Genomic DNA, 17917 nt, shown 5'->3' with positions numbered 1-17917 from the left:
GTTAAATTATTATTTAGAATCTATTTTATTTGCTATAACTTGTTGAGCTATATTAACTGCGTGATCAGATACTCTTTCTAAGTTAGATATTAAATCTAAGTATATTACTCCGCTATCAATACTACATAAATTATTATTTAATCTATGCATATGATTTGCTCTACAAGATTTTTCCATAATATCAACTTGTTCTTCCATTTTTATAACTTTACAAGCTAAATCTACATCATAATTTTTCATAGCTTCAAGTGCATAAGAATATGTTGATATAACTTTATTATATAATTCTCTTATTTCTTCTGTTCCTTGTTCAGATAGTTTTAACTCTGAATCTATTATATCTTGAGCCAGTTCTGCAATATTTTCTGCATGGTCTCCAATTCTTTCTATATCATTAACTGTATTGAATAATGAGTCTACTATGTCTCTAGAATCCTCATCTAAATTAGCCTTTGATAGTTTTAATAAATAGTTTAATATCCCTTTTTGTAACTCATTTACCATTTTTTCTCTTTTAAATGATTTATCTATCTTCTCTTGAGATTTTCCTATAAATCCTTCTACTGCATAAGTTAAACTTTCCTTAGATTTTTTACCCATTCTTAAAGTTTCTTTTACAGCACTTGCAACTGCTATTGAAGGAGTTTCAACCATTCTATCATCTAGATATTTTATAGCCTTATGATCATCTTCTTCTCCCTTTTTATCAGGAACAAGCTTAACTGCAAGTTTTATTATAAACTTACTAAATGGTAATAAGATTATAACTGAAATTATGTTAAATAATGTATGAGTGTTTGCTAATTGTCTTGCAACATCTCCTGGGTTCATACTAGTAACTAGTCCAACCACAGGTCCATTTAAGAATATTAAGAATACTAATGTTCCTAACACGTTAAATATTAAATGCATTACAGCTGCTCTTTTAGCATTGCTAGATGCACCTACACTTGATATTAACGATGTAACACATGTTCCTATATTTTGTCCATATAATATAGGTAATGCAGCTTCTAAAGGTATTAATCCTTGTGACGCTAGTGCTATAAGCATACCCATAGATGCACTTGAACTTTGAACTATAGCTGTTATCCCAAATCCTAGTAACATACCTAGTATTTTATGATTTCCGAATGTTATTAATAAATCAGTAAATCCTTTATATTCTTCTAATGGCTTAACTGCTTCTTTCATAAAGTCCATACCAGTAAATAATATACCAAATCCTATAAGTATTTCTGCTATATTTTTTGTTTTTGGTTTAGACGCAAATAAATATAAAATAATACCAATTCCTAAAGCAACTGGTGCCATTCCATTTAAATTAAATGATACAAGTTGTGCTGTTATAGTTGTACCTATATTAGCACCCATGATAACCCCTATTGCTTGCGTTAAATTCATTATACCTGCGTTAACAAATCCAACAACCATAACTGTAGTTGCACTACTACTTTGTATAACCGCTGTAACAAATGCACCTACTAATACTCCCATGAATATATTACTCGTAAGAAGTTCTACTATCTTTTTAAGTTTCGATCCTGCTGATTTTTCAAGACCTTCTGCCATCAAGTTCATTCCATATAAGAATAAACCCAATCCTCCCATAAGGCTAATTACTATATCCAATTTCATTTCCTCCTTGAAATATTTATAATATTAGTCTATAAATATAGCACCTTAATCATTTTATCAAACGAGCTACATATTTTTGTTAAATCCATGTTAAATATTAAAAATATATTAAATTTTTATTAAATTTATGTTAAATATTGGTTTCAGAATATTTAGATATTATTTTTTCAGCACATTTAATTCCATCTACTGCCGCAGTTACTATCCCACCTGCATATCCTGCTCCTTCTCCACTTGGATAAAATCCACTTACGTTTATAGATTCTAGACTTTCTTCATCTCTAACAATCCTTATTGGAGCTGATGATCTTGTTTCTACTCCAGTTAAAATTGCATCATTCATAGCAAAACCATTTAATTTTTTATCTAATATTAATAAACCTTCTTTCATAGTTTCACAAACAAACTTAGGTAAACAATCTCTTAGGTCTACAAATTTATATCCTGGTTTGTATGATGGTGTTACAGTTCCTAATTTTTCACTTATTTTATCATTTATAAAATCTCCAACTAATTGAATTGGTGCATTATAGTTTTTTCCACCTAATTCAAATGCTAACTTCTCATATTTTTCTTGGAAGTGTACACCTGCTAGAGGATGATTACTTTCAAAGTCCTCTGGAGTTACATTAACTAAAACCGCACTATTCGCATTCTCTTTATCTCTAGCATGTTCACTCATACCATTTGTCACCACTTGTCCATCTTCAGATGCTGATGCTATTACAGAGCCTCCTGGGCACATACAGAAAGTATATATTGTTCTTCCATTTGATGTATGCTCTACTAGTCTATAGTCAGCTGCTCCTAATCTAGGATGTCCTGCAAACTCTTTATATTGAGCTTTGTTTATTAGTTCCTGAGGATGTTCTATTCTAGCTCCTATCGCAAATGGCTTTTGAGTAATCTTAACGCCTCTTTCATAAAGCATCTCATATGTATCTCTAGCACTGTGTCCTATTGCAAGTATAACTGCATCTGATTCTATTCTTTCACTTTCATTAACAACAACAGATTTTATATGTCCATTTTCAATGCTAATATCCGTTACTTTAGCATCAAACTTTACTTCTCCTCCTAATCTTATTATTTCTTTTCTTATATTTTTAACTACTTCCTTTAATATATCTGTTCCTACATGTGGCTTATAAGAATATAATATTTCTTCAGGAGCTCCAAAATTTACAAGTTCCTCAAGTACTTTCCTACATCTAATATCTTTTATTCTAGTTGTTAATTTACCATCTGAAAATGTTCCTGCTCCACCTTCACCAAATTGAACATTAGACTTAGAGTTAAATTTTCCTTCTTCCCAAAAACTATCTATATCCTTTGTTCTAGTATCTACGTCTAATCCTCTTTCTAGTAGTATAGGTCTATAACCTCTTTGTGCTAAAACTAACGATGCAAACAAACCGGCAGGCCCACTACCAACTATAACTGGTCTATTATTTAAAACTTCATTGCCACTTTCAACATCTTTATAATTTTTTTCTTTAACTTCAACTACATCTTTAATTTTTGATTTTTTTAATATATTTTTTTCATTTTTTATTTCTACATCTACAGTATATACAAATTCTATTTTACCTTTTCTTCTAGCATCTATAGACTCTTTATATATCTTGTATTTAACTAATTCTTTTTCACTTATTTTTAATTTTTTTAGTATCAAATCTTTTATATTATCTAAGCTATCATTGATATCTAATTTTATATTTGAAACTCTTAACATCTGTATATCCCTTTCTCTATTTGAAGTTTTGTTTAAAATAAAAGCTAGGCTTTCTAAGGCCTAGCTTTTATGGTTATATTATAAATTATATTGTTACTTAATCTCTTTTAGTTATTAAACCTCTTATAACCTTCATGTTATTAAATACTTTTTCTAAGAAATTCTCTGCCTCTTCATTATCTAGTAATGCTATTTGAGTTTGTTCGTTATCTTCTATACCATTTTGCTTGCAGTATTCTTTAGCTATATTTATTAACTCTTCTTTAGCAGAATCACATAATTCAAAATCTTTATAGTCTATTATTATGTATTGCATTGCTTTTTCTGAGCTTTTTTCATTATATCCTATTTCTATATGATATATTACAGCATATAAGTTTTCTGGAGTTTCTTCTCCTTTGTATACTGGCACCGCTGGATTAGATTTTACATAACTTGTTGATACAGCAATTGATTTTCCTAAATTAAGACCCATGTATATACCTCTTTCTGTATATTAAAATTTAAGTTTTACACTACATTCTTAAGTCTTTGTGTCTCTTACCTAAAGTACTTGGACTTATATCGTATTTTTTAGATATTTGAGATTGTGTTACAGCTTGTCCATTTTCTTTTTTAATATGATATTCTACAGCTGCAGCCCATCCATTCTCAGAACCTTTTATTTCGCTATTATTAGCTTTGTAACTGTTCCAGAAATCTAAACATTTTTCTAAAATATCAGCTTCAACTTGTGATTTAAGTAAAGCTGAAACTTTACAATCATCTTCTGATATCATATCTTTAACTTCTTCTTGTTTTTTAGCACTAACTTCTTTTTGATTTTTAAGATATTCTGCTATCTTAGGATCTAGTAATTGTTGAATATACTTGTATAATATGTGAGTATGATATATTAAGAAAGTTTTTATGTCTTTATATAAATCCTCATATTGTTTGAAGAAGTGGTTTATATCATTTACTATAATATCCTTTACAGCTTCTGATATACTTACTGTTACATCTAGTAATAAATGTGACTCTCCAACTTTTACTATTCTTGCTATTATACAATCACCTTGATTAAACCCATTTAATAGATTTATATCTTCAGTATATATTTCGTCTCCTGTTATAGCATCTTTTAATAGTATTTTATCTTCTAATTTTTCTTTTATAACATATACACTTACATAAGATTCAAATAAGCTTTTTAATATTTCTACTTCAGCTTTTGTTAAGTTATTTTTATTTTCTTCAAAAAAGTCAACAGTTATAACTTTTTTATTTTCCATTATATGATCTTGTATAAAGTATGTGTTAAAGAAACTTTCAAACTTATTATTTATATTTTCATCATCTAATATATAAAACATTTCTTGTGCTTTTTTATACTCATCATTAAATTGTGGCTGTCTTGAATATTCATACAGTTTTGAGTACAGTTGTGAATATTGTTTTTGTGAAAGTACAATTTTTCTACTAGCTCTTTCCGACACAACATCTTTATTTAAACAGCATTTTTTATATTTTTTCCCACTTCCGCATGGGCATAACTCGTTTCTCCCTAACACTGTTACTTTCACTCCTTTATTTCTAAATTTAAATACAATTTATAATTATATCATCTTTTTTTCAATGATTCTATACTATAAACCCATTTTATTGATTTTAAGCGCTTTTTTATTGATTTTATACAAAATTCCATATAAAATCCCTTCGTTATATTTTTTTATAACTTCTTTTATTATTGTTTCTTCTACAATATTAATCAGTCTTTCTTTATCAAAATCTATATTTATAGTTAAAATATCTTTTTTTATATTTTCTATGTAGTAATTATTAATATTTTTTAACATTATATCGCTATTAAAATCCTCAGATTTATTATTTTTTATAAAATCAAGAAATTCTTCAAATTCATCATATTTTAATAAATATTTTTCAGAGTTATTTATAGACTTAATTTTATATTTATATTTAAAATCTATTATTAACTTATAATCATTATATCCACATATATGACCTTTTAAGTATGCATATAAAATAATTTTTTTCCTATCTTTTTTTAAAGTGTTATAAATTTCTTTTGATATTTCTTCTATGTTATTTACATCTTTACAGTTTTTAATTATATTTTCTCTAAACTCATCCATAATATGTGAGGTCCATATATTTATACTTATTTTATCTATATTAACTCCATAAATATTTTTACATACTTCTATATACTTTTTATCTTCACCTTCTAAAAATTGCTTCTCTAAATTATACATATAGTCATTGATATAAAGTATATTATTCATCCTAGCCCTCCTTTAAGTTTTTGTAGAATTATTTTCTTATTTGTAAATTTATTCTACAAATCGCAAAGGAAAACCTTTTTCTATTTTGTATTGATTTTCAGTTTACAATTTATATTTTGACCATCTATGTTTTTCATGCATAAGTTTTCTATGCGCATATCTTCATCTAATTTCTCCATTTCCATTATTTTACCTACTATTAAATCTTTATTTCCATTTACCTCTACATCTATACTATACCTACCTTCTTCTTGATTAGATTTTATATATTCTATCATCCCTGAGTCTTTAAAATAATTATCAACTTCCATAATTAGGTTTTCACTTTTTAAGTATTTCTTATCATCTTGTACTTTTTCTTTTTCTAATTTTTTTATAACTTTAATTTGATTTAATAATCTAGTTTCTTTATTCTTTATAGGTTTATATACTAAGAATATATTTAAAATAATTATACCAATTGTGATAAATACATAAATTAAGTTTTTATCTATTTTTTTAAATTTCATTACTATCAATATCTCCTATATCTGCATTAATTTCAAATTGATAAGCTTCATTTTGTCTAGTAACCGAATTTATGTTACAGTTTTTTATATTTGGACTTGATTTAAGCATCTCTACATAGTTATTTACTTTATTTATCTCTGAACTCAATCCAATGAGTTTTATTTTCTTATTTTGAAATTCAATATCACTAATACTGTTATCTAACATTAATTCTATAGTTTTTTTCAATTTACTTATCTCTACTCCATTTACATTTTGTAAATCATCTACTTTGCCTAGACTTATATTTTCTTTATTTAAATTAACTTCATTCTCTAGTTTGCTAACTTCATATACTTTGAAAAAATTTATTATTACAAATAAAATCATTACTGCCGTAATTATTATATTTATAATACTTATATTTAGTTTACTACTATTATTTTCTTTAAAAAAATTAATACGATTTAAATTTTCCATTAATATGCTAATCCTATATTATTTATAAATTTATTTAAATTTTTTATATCTAAAAGCTCTTTATTTATTTCAATCTCACTTAAGTTTAATTTTTGTTTAATCTCATTATCTAAATTTTTTTCTTCTATTCCATAGTAGTAAATATTATTAATATCACCCATATTATTATTTATAAAATTGGCTAAATTATTATTTTCAATAGTATGAGAACTAATTATGTTTTTTCCGTTTATTTTATTAACGTTAGTAATATCATTTTTTATATCTAAAATAATATTTTCTTTATTATCTATTAAAACAATATCTTTTTTTATTAAATTTTGTAATGCATTAAAATTAACATCTAATATTTTAGGAATTATTTTCAGATTTTTTGACAGCTTTTTGTAATTTTGAACTATTAATTTAGGCATAAGAATAGCTTGTACATCTATTGATTTAATATTTTCTTCTAATAATCTATATTTTAGTACATATTTTTCTAGGTCTATTGGCATATATTGGTTTAATTCGTATTTTATTAATCCATATATATCTTCTTTGTGATTTGTATTTATTATATTTACATTTCTATTTATTATATTTTTATTTTGTATTGTATATGAAATTTGTTTAAATGGTAATTTCATACTACTTATTTCATTTTTTATTAAACAGCTTACATTATCTATATTTGTTATTATATTTTCATCAGATATGCAATTACATTGTATTTCTTTTAATAACTTAATTTTTTTAGTTCCAAAACAATTTTCTATTGCTACTAATTTTATACATCTATTTTCTATCTCTATAGCTATAGTACCTATAATTTTTATCATCTCCTTTATATTTTTTAACCTTATGATACTACTTCACTCTTAGGATAAAATGTTTTATCTCCAACTAATACTTTAATACTTTTTCCATCATCACTTATTTTAAGTTCAAATTCTTTTTCTTCTTCACTTTGTACTTTAGGTACACTTTCTAAATAATTATTTGTAACTAAGTAATTAATATCAAGATCATTTATACCACTATTACTATTTAAAGCTAGTTTTGCAGCAGTAGCTATATTATTTGCAGTAACATAGTCAGAGTTTACCTTACTCTGTTTCCCTACATCTGAAAATTTAACTAAAGCTATACTAGACAATGTCCCTAATATAGCAACAACTATAACTAATTCAATCAAAGTAAAACCTCTTCTTTTTTTCATTAATTAACACTCCTTTATATTATTTATTGAAATGATGTAACAGCATCAAAAATAGGAATCATCATAGATATAACTATAGCTCCTATTACAATCCCCATAATGCTTATAATAATCGGTTCAATTATTTTCACAATTTTATTAACAAAACTTTCTAAATTTCTATCGTAATTTTCAGTTATACTTTTTAAACACTTATCTATATTTCCTGTTTCTTCTCCAACCTTTAAAATAGATATTACCAATTCTGGAAAAATATTTGCCAATTTAAATGAATCAGTTATGCTATTTCCTTTTTTTATATTTTCTTTTGATATTTCTATTTTCTCATACATGTACTTATTACCTATAACTTTAGATGATATATCTAGAGAGCTAGTAATATGTATTCCATTACTACTTAATATATAAAAACATCTTATAAATTTACTAATTTCTATATTTTGAACTATTTTTTTAGAATATCTAAATTTAAATATTTTTTTATCTATAAAATATCTAAATTCATTTGATGTTTTTATCTTGTTTAATATATAAAGCACTAAAATTAATAAAATTACTACTATGATTTCATAGTAATTTCTAATAAACATAGATATATTAATTAAAATTTTAGTACTTACAGGAAGATTATTATTATTTTGCAAAAAAGATTTTTGAAAATTTGGAACTGCATATATAAGCATAAATAAAATTACTAAAGAACTAACTATTATTAGTAATAAAGGATATATCATTGCTGTTAATAATTTATTTTTAAATTCATATTCCTTTTTATAATAATTAGATAAGTTTATAAATATTTCATCTAATTTCCCACTTTCTTCGCCTGCTCTTATCATGTTTATGAAAAAATTTGAAAATACATATGTATTTTGAAATGATTCGGAGATTGAATTTCCTTTTTTAAGATTATTATTTATTATTTTTAGAATTGAATTTATTTTACTATTACAATTACTTCGTATTGTATTTAATGAATTTGTAATTTCACATCCCGATGATATCATCATCCCTAATTGATTACAAATAATAGACAGATCTTTATTTTTTAGTCTTTTAATTTTGTTTTCTTTTAATATTTTTGTACAAGCTATTTTTAAATTATTTTCTTTTGCATATAAATCTAAATCTTTTTCAGATTCAAATTCTAACTTAACATTTTTTCTATTTCCTTCTTCGTCATATAATATGCATTCATATTTAGACACTAACTCACCTCTAATTATTCAAAACTTCTACAGATATGCATTCATCCTGTGTTGTAATCCCTTCTTTTATCAAGTATTTGCAACTATCTTCAAATGTAATCATATCATTATTTTTTGCAATGCTATAAATTTCTTCAGTATTTTTACCTTCTATTATAGCCGTTCTTATATTCTTATTAATTTCCAATACTTCATTTACAGCAATCCTACCTTTATATCCTGAATTGTTACACTCAGAGCATACTATTTCTGGCTTACCACTACTATATACACTCATATCAAATCTTTCATTATTTACTAAATTTACATATGACTCACTTTTACATTTATTACAAGTTCGTCTTACTAACCTTTGTGCTACTATGCCTTTTAGAGAGGATGCTATTAAATACCTTGGTATTTCCATATCTAATAGTCTATTTATAGCCTCTACTGCGCTATTAGTATGCATTGTACTTAAAACTAAATGACCTGTAGCTGCTGCTCTCATTGCTATTTTTGCAGTTTCTACATCTCTTATTTCACCCACCATAATTATATCTGGGTCTTGTCTTAAAATAGCTCTAAGTCCATTAGCAAAGTTCAATCCAATTTTTGTATTTAATTGTATTTGATTAATGCCATCTATTTTGTACTCTACAGGATCTTCTATTGTAACTATGTTTTTATCCATATGTTTAAAGTCATTTACTATTGAATATAAAGTAGTTGTTTTTCCACTACCTGTAGGGCCTGTTATTATCAATATTCCATTATTATTTTTTACTATATTATTTATTTTTTGTATTGAATGTTGAGAGAATCCAATTTCTGATTTATTCTTTAAAAATTTATCTCTATTTAACATCCTAATAACAACTTTTTCTCCGTGTATAGTCGGAATTGTAGATATCCTTAAGTCTATCAAGTTATTGTTTATAACCCTATCTATCCTTCCATCTTTAGGTAGTCTTTTTTCTGCAATATCTATACCTGCTAATAATTTTATAATAGACACTAATCTCATATGTAATTTAATCGGATAACTATAAATCTCATTTAAATATCCATCTATTCTCATTCTTATTTTCAAATTGCATTCATATGGCTCTATATGTATATCACTAGCTTCTAAACTTAATGCTTTTTTCAATATATCATCTACTAATGTTTTTGAGTACTCATCACTATTAGTATTATTTTCAAGATAATACCTTTCAATATCTTTTTTTATATCACTTTCATTTTCTAACTTAAAAATAATATTTTTTCCAGTAGCTAGTCTAAAGTCTTCATCTGCATATAAATTTTCTTTTGCTATTGCTACCATTAAATTATTTTCATTATCAATGTCTATAGGTATAGCATTATATTTTATAGCTAAGTTTTTAGATATTATACATGGAGCTTCATCATTTAGTACTAAAATATTATCTACTCTCCTTTATATAATCTAAATTATTTTGAATTTCCATTTTATTCATACTTATATTTTTTACTTCAGATACAGTTATATTTATAGGATAATTCTCTGTTAGATTTTTTATATAATAATTTGATTTAGTTTTATAATCTTTTAATTTTTCAATATCTCCTATGACCTTTATATTATATGGGGGTGCTATTGGAATAAAGTTAATATTTATATGATTTCCTGCCAATATTATTGCAGTATATTGATTTATTCTTTGGTTATTTATACTTATATATTTCCCTCCCTTTGATTTTAAATCATTTACAGTATTTATAAGTATATTATTATAATCAATTAAGTTAGCTATATTCCCTGCTTCATCATTCTCAGCGTCTATTACTACTTCTATTCCTTTTCCATATATATCTGTATATGATAAATTTGCCTTCATAGTTTCAATAGTATTTATTTCACTAGAGCTCAAGTAAGTTTCATTAAAATTATTTAACTCTTTATATAGCTTTTCTTTTTCCTTATTTAGTCTCTCTATAGATTCATTTACTTCTTTTATATTTTCATATATAACTTCGTCCTTTACAATAAAACTATTTTTTTCAAACTCATCTTTTTTCATCATATACCCTACAAATATTCCACTTATAACACTAACTACTATTATTAACATATATGGTTTTTTCATACTCGATTTCACCTCACTTAAAATCAAAAAAGAGTCATATGACTCTTTTTATTTTAGTTTAATTTAATTATACGATATAATTCTTTCTATTAATAAATCTTTTAATTCATTAACCTTATCAAAGTCCATATTTGGTATATAATATTCTTCTAATTTATCATGTGCTTCCTTTGCTCTAGTTATATTTAATAATCCATAATTAACTAATTCTTCTAAGATATTATTACTAAATTCTAATTCTTCTTTATATTTTTTATGCTTCTCTTTATCCATAAATGAATTTAAATCGATGGATTTTTTATTATTATGTTTAAATAGCTCACTTGTTGTTATAGCTATTTCTAAATCTTTTATAACAATAGTCTCTATTTTTTCCGGTAGTAAAGGTGCATGGAATAGCTCTACCTCAATTCCATATTCTTCAGACTTACTAGCAATTTTATTTAGTAAAGTAGATTTACCTGTACCTAAGTCACCTTCTAGATAATATATATTATCTATATCTTTTAATATAGTATCTGTATATTCTACATGTCCTATAGGTGATAATGCACTACCAAATAAATGTATAGATGGTTTATATTCTTTGTTTGGAGTACAGTTTTCAAATATACTTTCTATTAATCCCGATGTAAGCTCATTAACTCCTCCAAAATCCATACAATCTATATTTTTAGATTGTATTTCATAAGCTATAGGTGCCGCTGCTTCAAAATATTTAAATCCCATCTTAAAAAATCTACTAACTTCTTTATTACATTCTAAAACTTCTTCTTTTTTATCCTCAATACCTTTTCTATTCCAAAATCTTCCTAAGTCTAATATCTCATCTATAGCCCCAGGATTTTTCGGATCTACTATATGAGGTGCTGTAGCATCTAACATAACTGCCCCTAAGTCTTTTATAACTATAGCATCTAATGAATTGGGATCTGATGAACATGGGTATAAATCAACATCATATCCTCTATTTATCATTTCCTTTGCTACCTTCTTCATTAAAGATGATTTCCCTACTCCAGGTCCTCCTTTCATACAAAATATTATATTTACATTTTTAGGTATAACATAATCAAAAAATGACTTAAATCCTTTAGATGTGTTTCCACCTGGAAACATCTTTCTTACGTTACCTTCCATAAGTTCATTCCCTCCAAGCATTTTTTATTCCCTATATTAAACTATTAAACTATTATAGTATTTGTGTTTGTCCAATAATTATTAATAAAAATTCACTTTACCCCTATCTCTAACTAATTCATACATTTATTAAAAATATTTTTATGCTCAACATATATAGTTTATAAACGTAAAAAAACAGCTAAACTTTTAAAGTTTAGCTGCTTTTTATTAGTCTACTCTTATTTCGTAACCCTTATCTGTATATTGAGAAATTAATTCACTCCATAATTCTTCAACTCCAGTTTTCTTTAAAGACGATATAGGGAATATTTTATCTTCTTTTGATAATCCTAATTTTTTTCTTATTATATTAAAATGTTTTTGATATTGACCTCTTGATATTTTATCAGCTTTTGTAGCTACTATTACACAGTCATATCCATAATGCTTTATCCAATCATACATCATTTTATCATCATTTGATGGTTCATGTCTTATATCTACAAGTAAACAAATAGCACAAAGCTCATCTCTTTCTTGTAAATATCTTTCCATTATAACTCCCCATTTTTCTTTTTCAGATTTAGATAATTTTGCATATCCATAACCTGGTAAGTCTACAAAGTAAAACTCTTCATTTATTAAATAAAAGTTTATAGTTCTAGTTTTACCTGGAGTTTGACTTGTTCTTGCAAAGTTTCTTCTATTTAATAGAGTGTTTACAGTAGATGACTTTCCAACATTTGATCTACCAACTAATGCAATTTCTGGTATACCTTCCTCTGGATATTGACTTTTATTTACTGCACTCATCGTAATTTCAGCACTTCTAATTTTCATCTTTCTCACCATTCCTTAATAATGCATGTTCTAATACTTCGTCCATGTGGCTTACTAAAACAAATTCCATTTCATCTTTTACCTTTTGAGGTATTTCATCTAAATCTGCTTCACATTCTTTAGGAAGTAAGACTTTAGTTATTCCAGCTCTATGAGCAGCTAAAAGTTTCTCTTTAACTCCTCCAACTGCAAGAACTCTTCCTCTTAAAGTTATTTCACCTGTCATTGCCACATTATTTCTAACAGGAATATTAGTTAATGCTGATATAACTCCTAGAGCCATTGTTATACCTGCAGATGGTCCATCTTTAGGAACAGCTCCTTCTGGTAAATGGATATGGATATCATTTTCTTTATAAAAATCTGGATTTATATCAAATCTATCTGCTATAGATCTTATATAAGATATCCCTGTTCTAGCAGACTCTTTCATTACATCTCCAAGTTTTCCTGTTAAAACAATTTGTCCTTTTCCTTTTAAAACATTAACTTCTGTAGTTAAAGTTTCTCCTCCTACTGCAGTCCATGCAAGTCCTGTTACAACACCAACTTCTGGCTCTTTACCTGCCATTTGATGTCTTACCTTTTGCTTACCTAAATAGTCTTCTAAATCACTTTTAGTAACTACTATTTCTTCTATGCTTTCATCTTCAACATATTTTCTAGCAGCTTTTCTACATATTTTTCCTATAGTTCTTTCTAATCCTCTAACTCCAGCTTCTCTTGTATAACTATTGATAATTTCAAGCATAGTTTCATCATCAATCTTTACAAAATCTTCTTTTAGAGCATTTTCTTTAATTTGTTTAGGTAATAGGTATTTTTTAGCTATATTTAATTTTTCCTCTTCTATATATCCAGATACCTCTATTACTTCCATTCTATCTAATAATGGTCTAGGTATAGTACTTAAAGTATTTGCTGTTGTAACAAATAATATCTTAGACAAATCAAAAGGAACTTCTAAATAGTGATCTACAAAGTCCTTGTTTTGTTCTGGATCTAGAACTTCTAGCATTGCTGCTGATGGATCACCTTTAAAGTCTGATGACATTTTATCTATTTCATCTAATAAAAATACTGGATTTTTAGTTTTAGCTTCTTTAAGACCATTTATAATTCTACCTGGTATAGCTCCTACATAGGTTCTTCTATGCCCTCTTATTTCAGCTTCATCTCTAACTCCACCTAGTGATATTCTTACAAACTTTCTATCTAGTGAGTTTGCTATAGATTTAGCTATAGATGTTTTTCCTACACCTGGAGGTCCAACTAAGCATAATATAGGTCCTTTTAAACTATTAGATAATTTTCTAATAGCTAAATATTCTATTATTCTCTCTTTTACTTTTTCAAGTCCATAATGCTCTGCATCTAATATCTCTTCTGCTCTTTTTATATCTAACTTATCTTTTGTTTCTTTATTCCAAGGTAAAGAAAATATAGTGTCTAAGTAATTTCTACTTACAGCTAAATCTGGAGCCATCGGAGATATTTTTGAAAATTTATTTATTTCTTTTGATATCTTCTCTTTTGTTTCTTTTGACGCCTTTAACTTTTTAAGTTGCTTTCTGTAAGTATCAGCTTCAGAATCTATATCTTCATCTTCTCCTAATTCTTTTTGAATAGCTTTTAATTGTTCTCTAAGATAATACTCTTTTTGAACTTTATTCATACTTTTTTTAACTTTTAAAGCTATCTTTTTTTCTATTTTTAATAATTCAATTTCTTCTAATAATGTTTTTAATATTAATTCTAATCTAGCTTGAATATCAAATTCATCTAAAATAGCTTGCTTTTGCTCTGGTTTAAGGAACATATTAGCTGCTATAGTATCTACAAATCTATCTTCATTATCCATTTCAGCTAAGTTTATAAGTATTTCAGGAGATACCCTATTACTTATATTTATATATTCTTCAAAAGCATCAAATACATTTCTAACTGTTGCTTGTACTTCTTTATCTTCATTTACAGTATCAATATCATATACTACTTCTTCTAATGAAACTCTTATGTATGGTTCCTCTTGTATAAATTCTTTTATCGTTCCTCTTGATACACCTTCAACTAATACTCTAACCCCTTCTCCAGGCAACTTTACTAATTGTTTAATTTTACATATTGTTCCTGTATGATAGTAGTCTTCCTCTGTAGGTTCATCTATTGATGAGTCTTTTTGGGCTGTTAAGAATATCATTTCATCATCTGCCATCGCCTCATCTAATGCTTTTAAAGATATCTCTCTCCCTACATCAAAGCTTAATATCATATATGGGAATATAGCTAATCCTCTTAAAGGAATCAGCGGTAATTCACGTTCTATTTTAGTGTAGTTTTTATCCATACTAACATCACTCCTTCCAAATGCTAGATTGCGTCACTTTCTTTATTATATATTTACATAATTGAATTTTCAATAATATTAGATATTTCTTAATCATTTACATCCATTTATTACTATTATGTTATAATATTATTACTTGTATACTAATTTTTAAATATGGAGGATTCTATGCTTAAGCTTTTTTTAACATTTTGTAAAATAGGCGCTTTTACATTCGGTGGCGGCTATGCTATGGTACCTCTCATAGAGGATGAACTTGTTAATAAGCAAAAACTATTAACTCAACAAGAATTTGTTGATTACCTTTCTATAGCACAAAGTTACCCCGGTGTATTAGCTGCAAATATTTCTATTTTATTAGGTTATAGGTTGCACAAAATTCCAGGAGTATTAGTTTGTACTCTAGGTTCTATACTTCCATCTTTTTGTATAGTACTAATATTATCATATTTCTATTTTAACAATCAAAGCTCAAATATTTTAAATGGTTTTTTCACTGGAGTAAGTCCAGTCGTTATAGCTCTAATACTTTATTCATTTGTAAATATGTTTAATAAATTACCCAAATCTAAGAAAAATATATCATTTTTAATTATATCATTCTTTTGTGTCGGTGTATTTAATATAAGCCCAATATACTTAATAATATTAGGAGGTGTATATGCTCTATGTCCGAAGTCTTAATGCTATTTTTAACATTTCTTAAAATAGGTAGCTTTAGCTTTGGTGGTGGTTACGCTATGCTTCCTTTTATACAACAAGAGTTTATTGATAAATATAATTTTATATCTAATAAGGAATTTTTAGATTTATTAGCACTTTCACAATCAACACCAGGGCCAATTGCAATAAATAGTGCTACTTTTGTAGGTTATAAAATCTCTGGATTTTGGGGATCTTTAGCTGCAAGTATCGGGGTTATACTATTTTCAGTTATAGGTCTTACAATAATAGCTAAACTATTTAATAAGTTTAAAGATAACGAGAAAGTTGAAAAAGTTCTTTCTGTTCTACGTCCTATAACTTTAGGTTTTATTTTAGCAGCTGTGTATTCATCTTCTATAGATATACATTGGGGGATATATGAGATATTAGCTTTTTCTTCAGCTTTTTATCTTTTATATACAAAGAAAATCGGATCTATATCAGCAGTTTTTATATATGGATGCATAGGCATTGCCCTATCTTTTATCTAAATTAAAAAGGAGCTATAAAGCTCCTTTTTTATGCACTTTCTTCTTTATCTTTTAAAACAACCACTGGTTCAGCTTCATCTTTTACAGATTGTTCTGTTAGGATTATTTTCTTTATATCATCTCTAGATGGTATCTCATACATAATATCCATCATTATATTTTCAACAATACTTCTAAGTCCTCTAGCGCCAGTATTTCTTTCAATAGCTTTTTTAGCTATTGCTCTAAGTGCAGCATCTTCAAATTCTAATTCAACACCATCTAGCTCTAATAACTTCTTAAATTGTTTTACTAAAGAGTTTTTAGGTTCTTTTAGTATACTTACAAGTGCCTCTTCATCTAGTAATTCTAAAGTTGCAACTACTGGTATTCTACCTATAAATTCTGGTATTATACCAAATTTAAGTAAGTCTTCAGTTTGAACTCGTGCATAAATTTTTCCAAGATCTACATCTTTCTTACTTTCTATCTTAGCTCCAAAACCTAAAGTTTTTTCGCCGCCTCTTCTTTGTATAATTCTTTCTATTCCATCAAAAGCTCCACCTAATATAAATAATATATTAGTAGTATCTAGTTTTAAAAATTCTTGATGTGGATGCTTTCTTCCTCCTTGAGGTGGGACATTAGCTACAGTTCCCTCTAATATCTTTAATAGAGCTTGTTGTACACCTTCACCACTAACATCTCTTGTTATAGATGGATTTTCAGATTTTCTAGCTATCTTATCTATCTCATCTATATATATTATACCTCTTTCAGCTTTCTCTATATCAAAATCAGCTGCTTGTATAAGCTTTAATAATATATTTTCAACATCTTCTCCAACGTATCCAGCTTCTGTTAAAGATGTAGCATCTGCCATAGCAAATGGAACATTTAAAGTTTTAGCTAAAGTTTGAGCAAGAAGTGTTTTTCCTGATCCAGTAGGTCCTAATAATAATATATTACTTTTTTGAATTTCAACATCTTTATTAGATCCCTTATTTTTTCCATATATTCTCTTGTAATGATTATATACGGCTACAGATAAAGCTTTTTTAGCTTTTTCTTGACCAATTACATAATCATTTAATGTTTCCATCATTTCTTTCGGTTTTGGTAAGTTTACAGATTCTTCTTCTGTAGTTTCCTCAACCTCTTCTTGAATTATTTCATCACATAATTCAACACATTCATCACATATATATACATTTGGACCTGCAATAAGTCTTCTAACTTGTTCTTGGTTTTTACCGCAGAATGAACATTTTAATTGTCTTTTATCTTCATACTTTGACATATTA

General features: G+C 26.5%; 18 protein-coding genes. 2 read left to right on the top strand and 16 right to left on the bottom strand.

Annotated elements, in window-relative coordinates; translation table 11 throughout:
- Window positions 1-9 precede the first annotated feature (9 nt).
- The 15 genes from ACEXNK_RS12715 to lon all read right to left on the bottom strand — a co-directional run bounded on the left by ACEXNK_RS12715 (window position 10) and on the right by lon (window position 15438).
- Window positions 10-1632, bottom strand: coding sequence for a Na/Pi cotransporter family protein (locus tag ACEXNK_RS12715; protein ID WP_373598921.1), 1623 nt, complete (start codon window positions 1630-1632; stop codon window positions 10-12).
- 136 nt (window positions 1633-1768) lie between these two features.
- Window positions 1769-3373: an NAD(P)/FAD-dependent oxidoreductase gene (locus ACEXNK_RS12710; RefSeq protein WP_373598920.1), complete on the bottom strand. Its 1605-nt coding sequence runs from the start codon at window positions 3371-3373 to the stop codon at window positions 1769-1771.
- Between the two features lie 97 nt (window positions 3374-3470).
- Window positions 3471-3848: a hypothetical protein gene (locus tag ACEXNK_RS12705; protein WP_373598919.1), complete on the bottom strand. Its 378-nt coding sequence runs from the start codon at window positions 3846-3848 to the stop codon at window positions 3471-3473.
- Between the two features lie 40 nt (window positions 3849-3888).
- Entirely contained in the window at window positions 3889-4926 is a 1038-nt protein-coding gene (locus tag ACEXNK_RS12700) for an SEC-C domain-containing protein (RefSeq protein WP_373598918.1), read from the bottom strand.
- A gap of 75 nt (window positions 4927-5001) precedes the next feature.
- Entirely contained in the window at window positions 5002-5658 is a 657-nt protein-coding gene (locus ACEXNK_RS12695; protein WP_373598917.1) for a hypothetical protein, read from the bottom strand.
- An 80-nt stretch (window positions 5659-5738) separates the two neighbouring features.
- Window positions 5739-6167, bottom strand: a complete 429-nt coding sequence (locus ACEXNK_RS12690) for a hypothetical protein (protein WP_373598916.1) — start codon at window positions 6165-6167, stop codon at window positions 5739-5741.
- Window positions 6157-6627, bottom strand: coding sequence for a PilN domain-containing protein (locus ACEXNK_RS12685; RefSeq protein ID WP_373598915.1), 471 nt, complete (start codon window positions 6625-6627; stop codon window positions 6157-6159). Before ACEXNK_RS12685 ends, ACEXNK_RS12690 begins: the two co-directional genes overlap by 11 nt.
- A complete protein-coding gene (gene pilM / locus ACEXNK_RS12680; RefSeq protein WP_373598914.1) occupies window positions 6627-7448 on the bottom strand; it encodes a pilus assembly protein PilM in 822 nt (273 codons plus the stop codon). The genes ACEXNK_RS12685 and pilM overlap by 1 nt, the downstream gene beginning before the upstream one ends.
- Window positions 7449-7468: 20 nt before the next feature.
- On the bottom strand, window positions 7469-7828 hold the full coding sequence (locus ACEXNK_RS12675) for a type II secretion system protein (RefSeq protein WP_373598913.1): 360 nt from the start codon (window positions 7826-7828) through the stop codon (window positions 7469-7471).
- A 23-nt stretch (window positions 7829-7851) separates the two neighbouring features.
- Window positions 7852-9036, bottom strand: coding sequence for a type II secretion system F family protein (locus ACEXNK_RS12670; protein WP_373598912.1), 1185 nt, complete (start codon window positions 9034-9036; stop codon window positions 7852-7854).
- A gap of 10 nt (window positions 9037-9046) precedes the next feature.
- Window positions 9047-10345, bottom strand: a complete 1299-nt coding sequence (locus tag ACEXNK_RS12665; protein WP_373598911.1) for a GspE/PulE family protein — start codon at window positions 10343-10345, stop codon at window positions 9047-9049.
- A gap of 100 nt (window positions 10346-10445) precedes the next feature.
- Entirely contained in the window at window positions 10446-11129 is a 684-nt protein-coding gene (locus ACEXNK_RS12660; protein ID WP_373598910.1) for a DUF881 domain-containing protein, read from the bottom strand.
- A gap of 63 nt (window positions 11130-11192) precedes the next feature.
- On the bottom strand, window positions 11193-12269 hold the full coding sequence (locus ACEXNK_RS12655) for an ATP-binding protein (protein ID WP_373598909.1): 1077 nt from the start codon (window positions 12267-12269) through the stop codon (window positions 11193-11195).
- 210 nt (window positions 12270-12479) lie between these two features.
- A complete protein-coding gene (gene yihA, locus ACEXNK_RS12650; RefSeq protein ID WP_373598908.1) occupies window positions 12480-13091 on the bottom strand; it encodes a ribosome biogenesis GTP-binding protein YihA/YsxC in 612 nt (203 codons plus the stop codon).
- Window positions 13081-15438: an endopeptidase La gene (gene lon / locus ACEXNK_RS12645; RefSeq protein ID WP_373598907.1), complete on the bottom strand. Its 2358-nt coding sequence runs from the start codon at window positions 15436-15438 to the stop codon at window positions 13081-13083. Before lon ends, yihA begins: the two co-directional genes overlap by 11 nt.
- Before the next feature lie 168 nt (window positions 15439-15606).
- Here lon and ACEXNK_RS12640 point away from each other — a divergent pair, with 168 nt between their 5' ends.
- Together ACEXNK_RS12640 and ACEXNK_RS12635 are read left to right on the top strand one after the other, a co-directional pair.
- Window positions 15607-16122: a chromate transporter gene (locus ACEXNK_RS12640; protein WP_373598906.1), complete on the top strand. Its 516-nt coding sequence runs from the start codon at window positions 15607-15609 to the stop codon at window positions 16120-16122.
- Window positions 16107-16634: a chromate transporter gene (locus tag ACEXNK_RS12635; protein ID WP_373598905.1), complete on the top strand. Its 528-nt coding sequence runs from the start codon at window positions 16107-16109 to the stop codon at window positions 16632-16634. The genes ACEXNK_RS12640 and ACEXNK_RS12635 overlap by 16 nt, the downstream gene beginning before the upstream one ends.
- A 28-nt stretch (window positions 16635-16662) precedes the next feature.
- Here ACEXNK_RS12635 and clpX read toward each other — a convergent pair whose 3' ends face one another.
- Complete coding sequence (gene clpX / locus ACEXNK_RS12630; RefSeq protein ID WP_373598904.1) at window positions 16663-17913, bottom strand: ATP-dependent Clp protease ATP-binding subunit ClpX; 1251 nt, start codon at window positions 17911-17913, stop codon at window positions 16663-16665.
- Window positions 17914-17917 lie beyond the last annotated feature (4 nt).

This window comes from Paraclostridium bifermentans, assembly GCF_964259345.1.
Lineage (GTDB): Bacteria > Bacillota > Clostridia > Peptostreptococcales > Peptostreptococcaceae > Paraclostridium > Paraclostridium bifermentans_B.
The sequence above is the reverse complement of the archived record's forward strand: the minus strand, read 5'-3'. Positions and strand labels throughout refer to the sequence as shown.

Coding starts and splice junctions, on each gene's coding strand:
- ACEXNK_RS12695 (WP_373598917.1), bottom strand. CDS start 5,658: ATGAATAATATACTTTATATCAATGACTATATGTATAATTTAGAGAAG.
- ACEXNK_RS12675 (WP_373598913.1), bottom strand. CDS start 7,828: ATGAAAAAAAGAAGAGGTTTTACTTTGATTGAATTAGTTATAGTTGTT.
- ACEXNK_RS12705 (WP_373598919.1), bottom strand. CDS start 3,848: ATGGGTCTTAATTTAGGAAAATCAATTGCTGTATCAACAAGTTATGTA.
- ACEXNK_RS12635 (WP_373598905.1), top strand. CDS start 16,107: ATGTCCGAAGTCTTAATGCTATTTTTAACATTTCTTAAAATAGGTAGC.
- lon (WP_373598907.1), bottom strand. CDS start 15,438: ATGGATAAAAACTACACTAAAATAGAACGTGAATTACCGCTGATTCCT.
- ACEXNK_RS12710 (WP_373598920.1), bottom strand. CDS start 3,373: ATGTTAAGAGTTTCAAATATAAAATTAGATATCAATGATAGCTTAGAT.
- clpX (WP_373598904.1), bottom strand. CDS start 17,913: ATGTCAAAGTATGAAGATAAAAGACAATTAAAATGTTCATTCTGCGGT.
- pilM (WP_373598914.1), bottom strand. CDS start 7,448: ATGATAAAAATTATAGGTACTATAGCTATAGAGATAGAAAATAGATGT.
- ACEXNK_RS12690 (WP_373598916.1), bottom strand. CDS start 6,167: ATGAAATTTAAAAAAATAGATAAAAACTTAATTTATGTATTTATCACA.
- ACEXNK_RS12660 (WP_373598910.1), bottom strand. CDS start 11,129: ATGAAAAAACCATATATGTTAATAATAGTAGTTAGTGTTATAAGTGGA.
- ACEXNK_RS12655 (WP_373598909.1), bottom strand. CDS start 12,269: ATGGAAGGTAACGTAAGAAAGATGTTTCCAGGTGGAAACACATCTAAA.
- ACEXNK_RS12665 (WP_373598911.1), bottom strand. CDS start 10,345: ATGGTAGCAATAGCAAAAGAAAATTTATATGCAGATGAAGACTTTAGA.
- ACEXNK_RS12640 (WP_373598906.1), top strand. CDS start 15,607: ATGCTTAAGCTTTTTTTAACATTTTGTAAAATAGGCGCTTTTACATTC.
- yihA (WP_373598908.1), bottom strand. CDS start 13,091: ATGAAAATTAGAAGTGCTGAAATTACGATGAGTGCAGTAAATAAAAGT.
- ACEXNK_RS12685 (WP_373598915.1), bottom strand. CDS start 6,627: ATGGAAAATTTAAATCGTATTAATTTTTTTAAAGAAAATAATAGTAGT.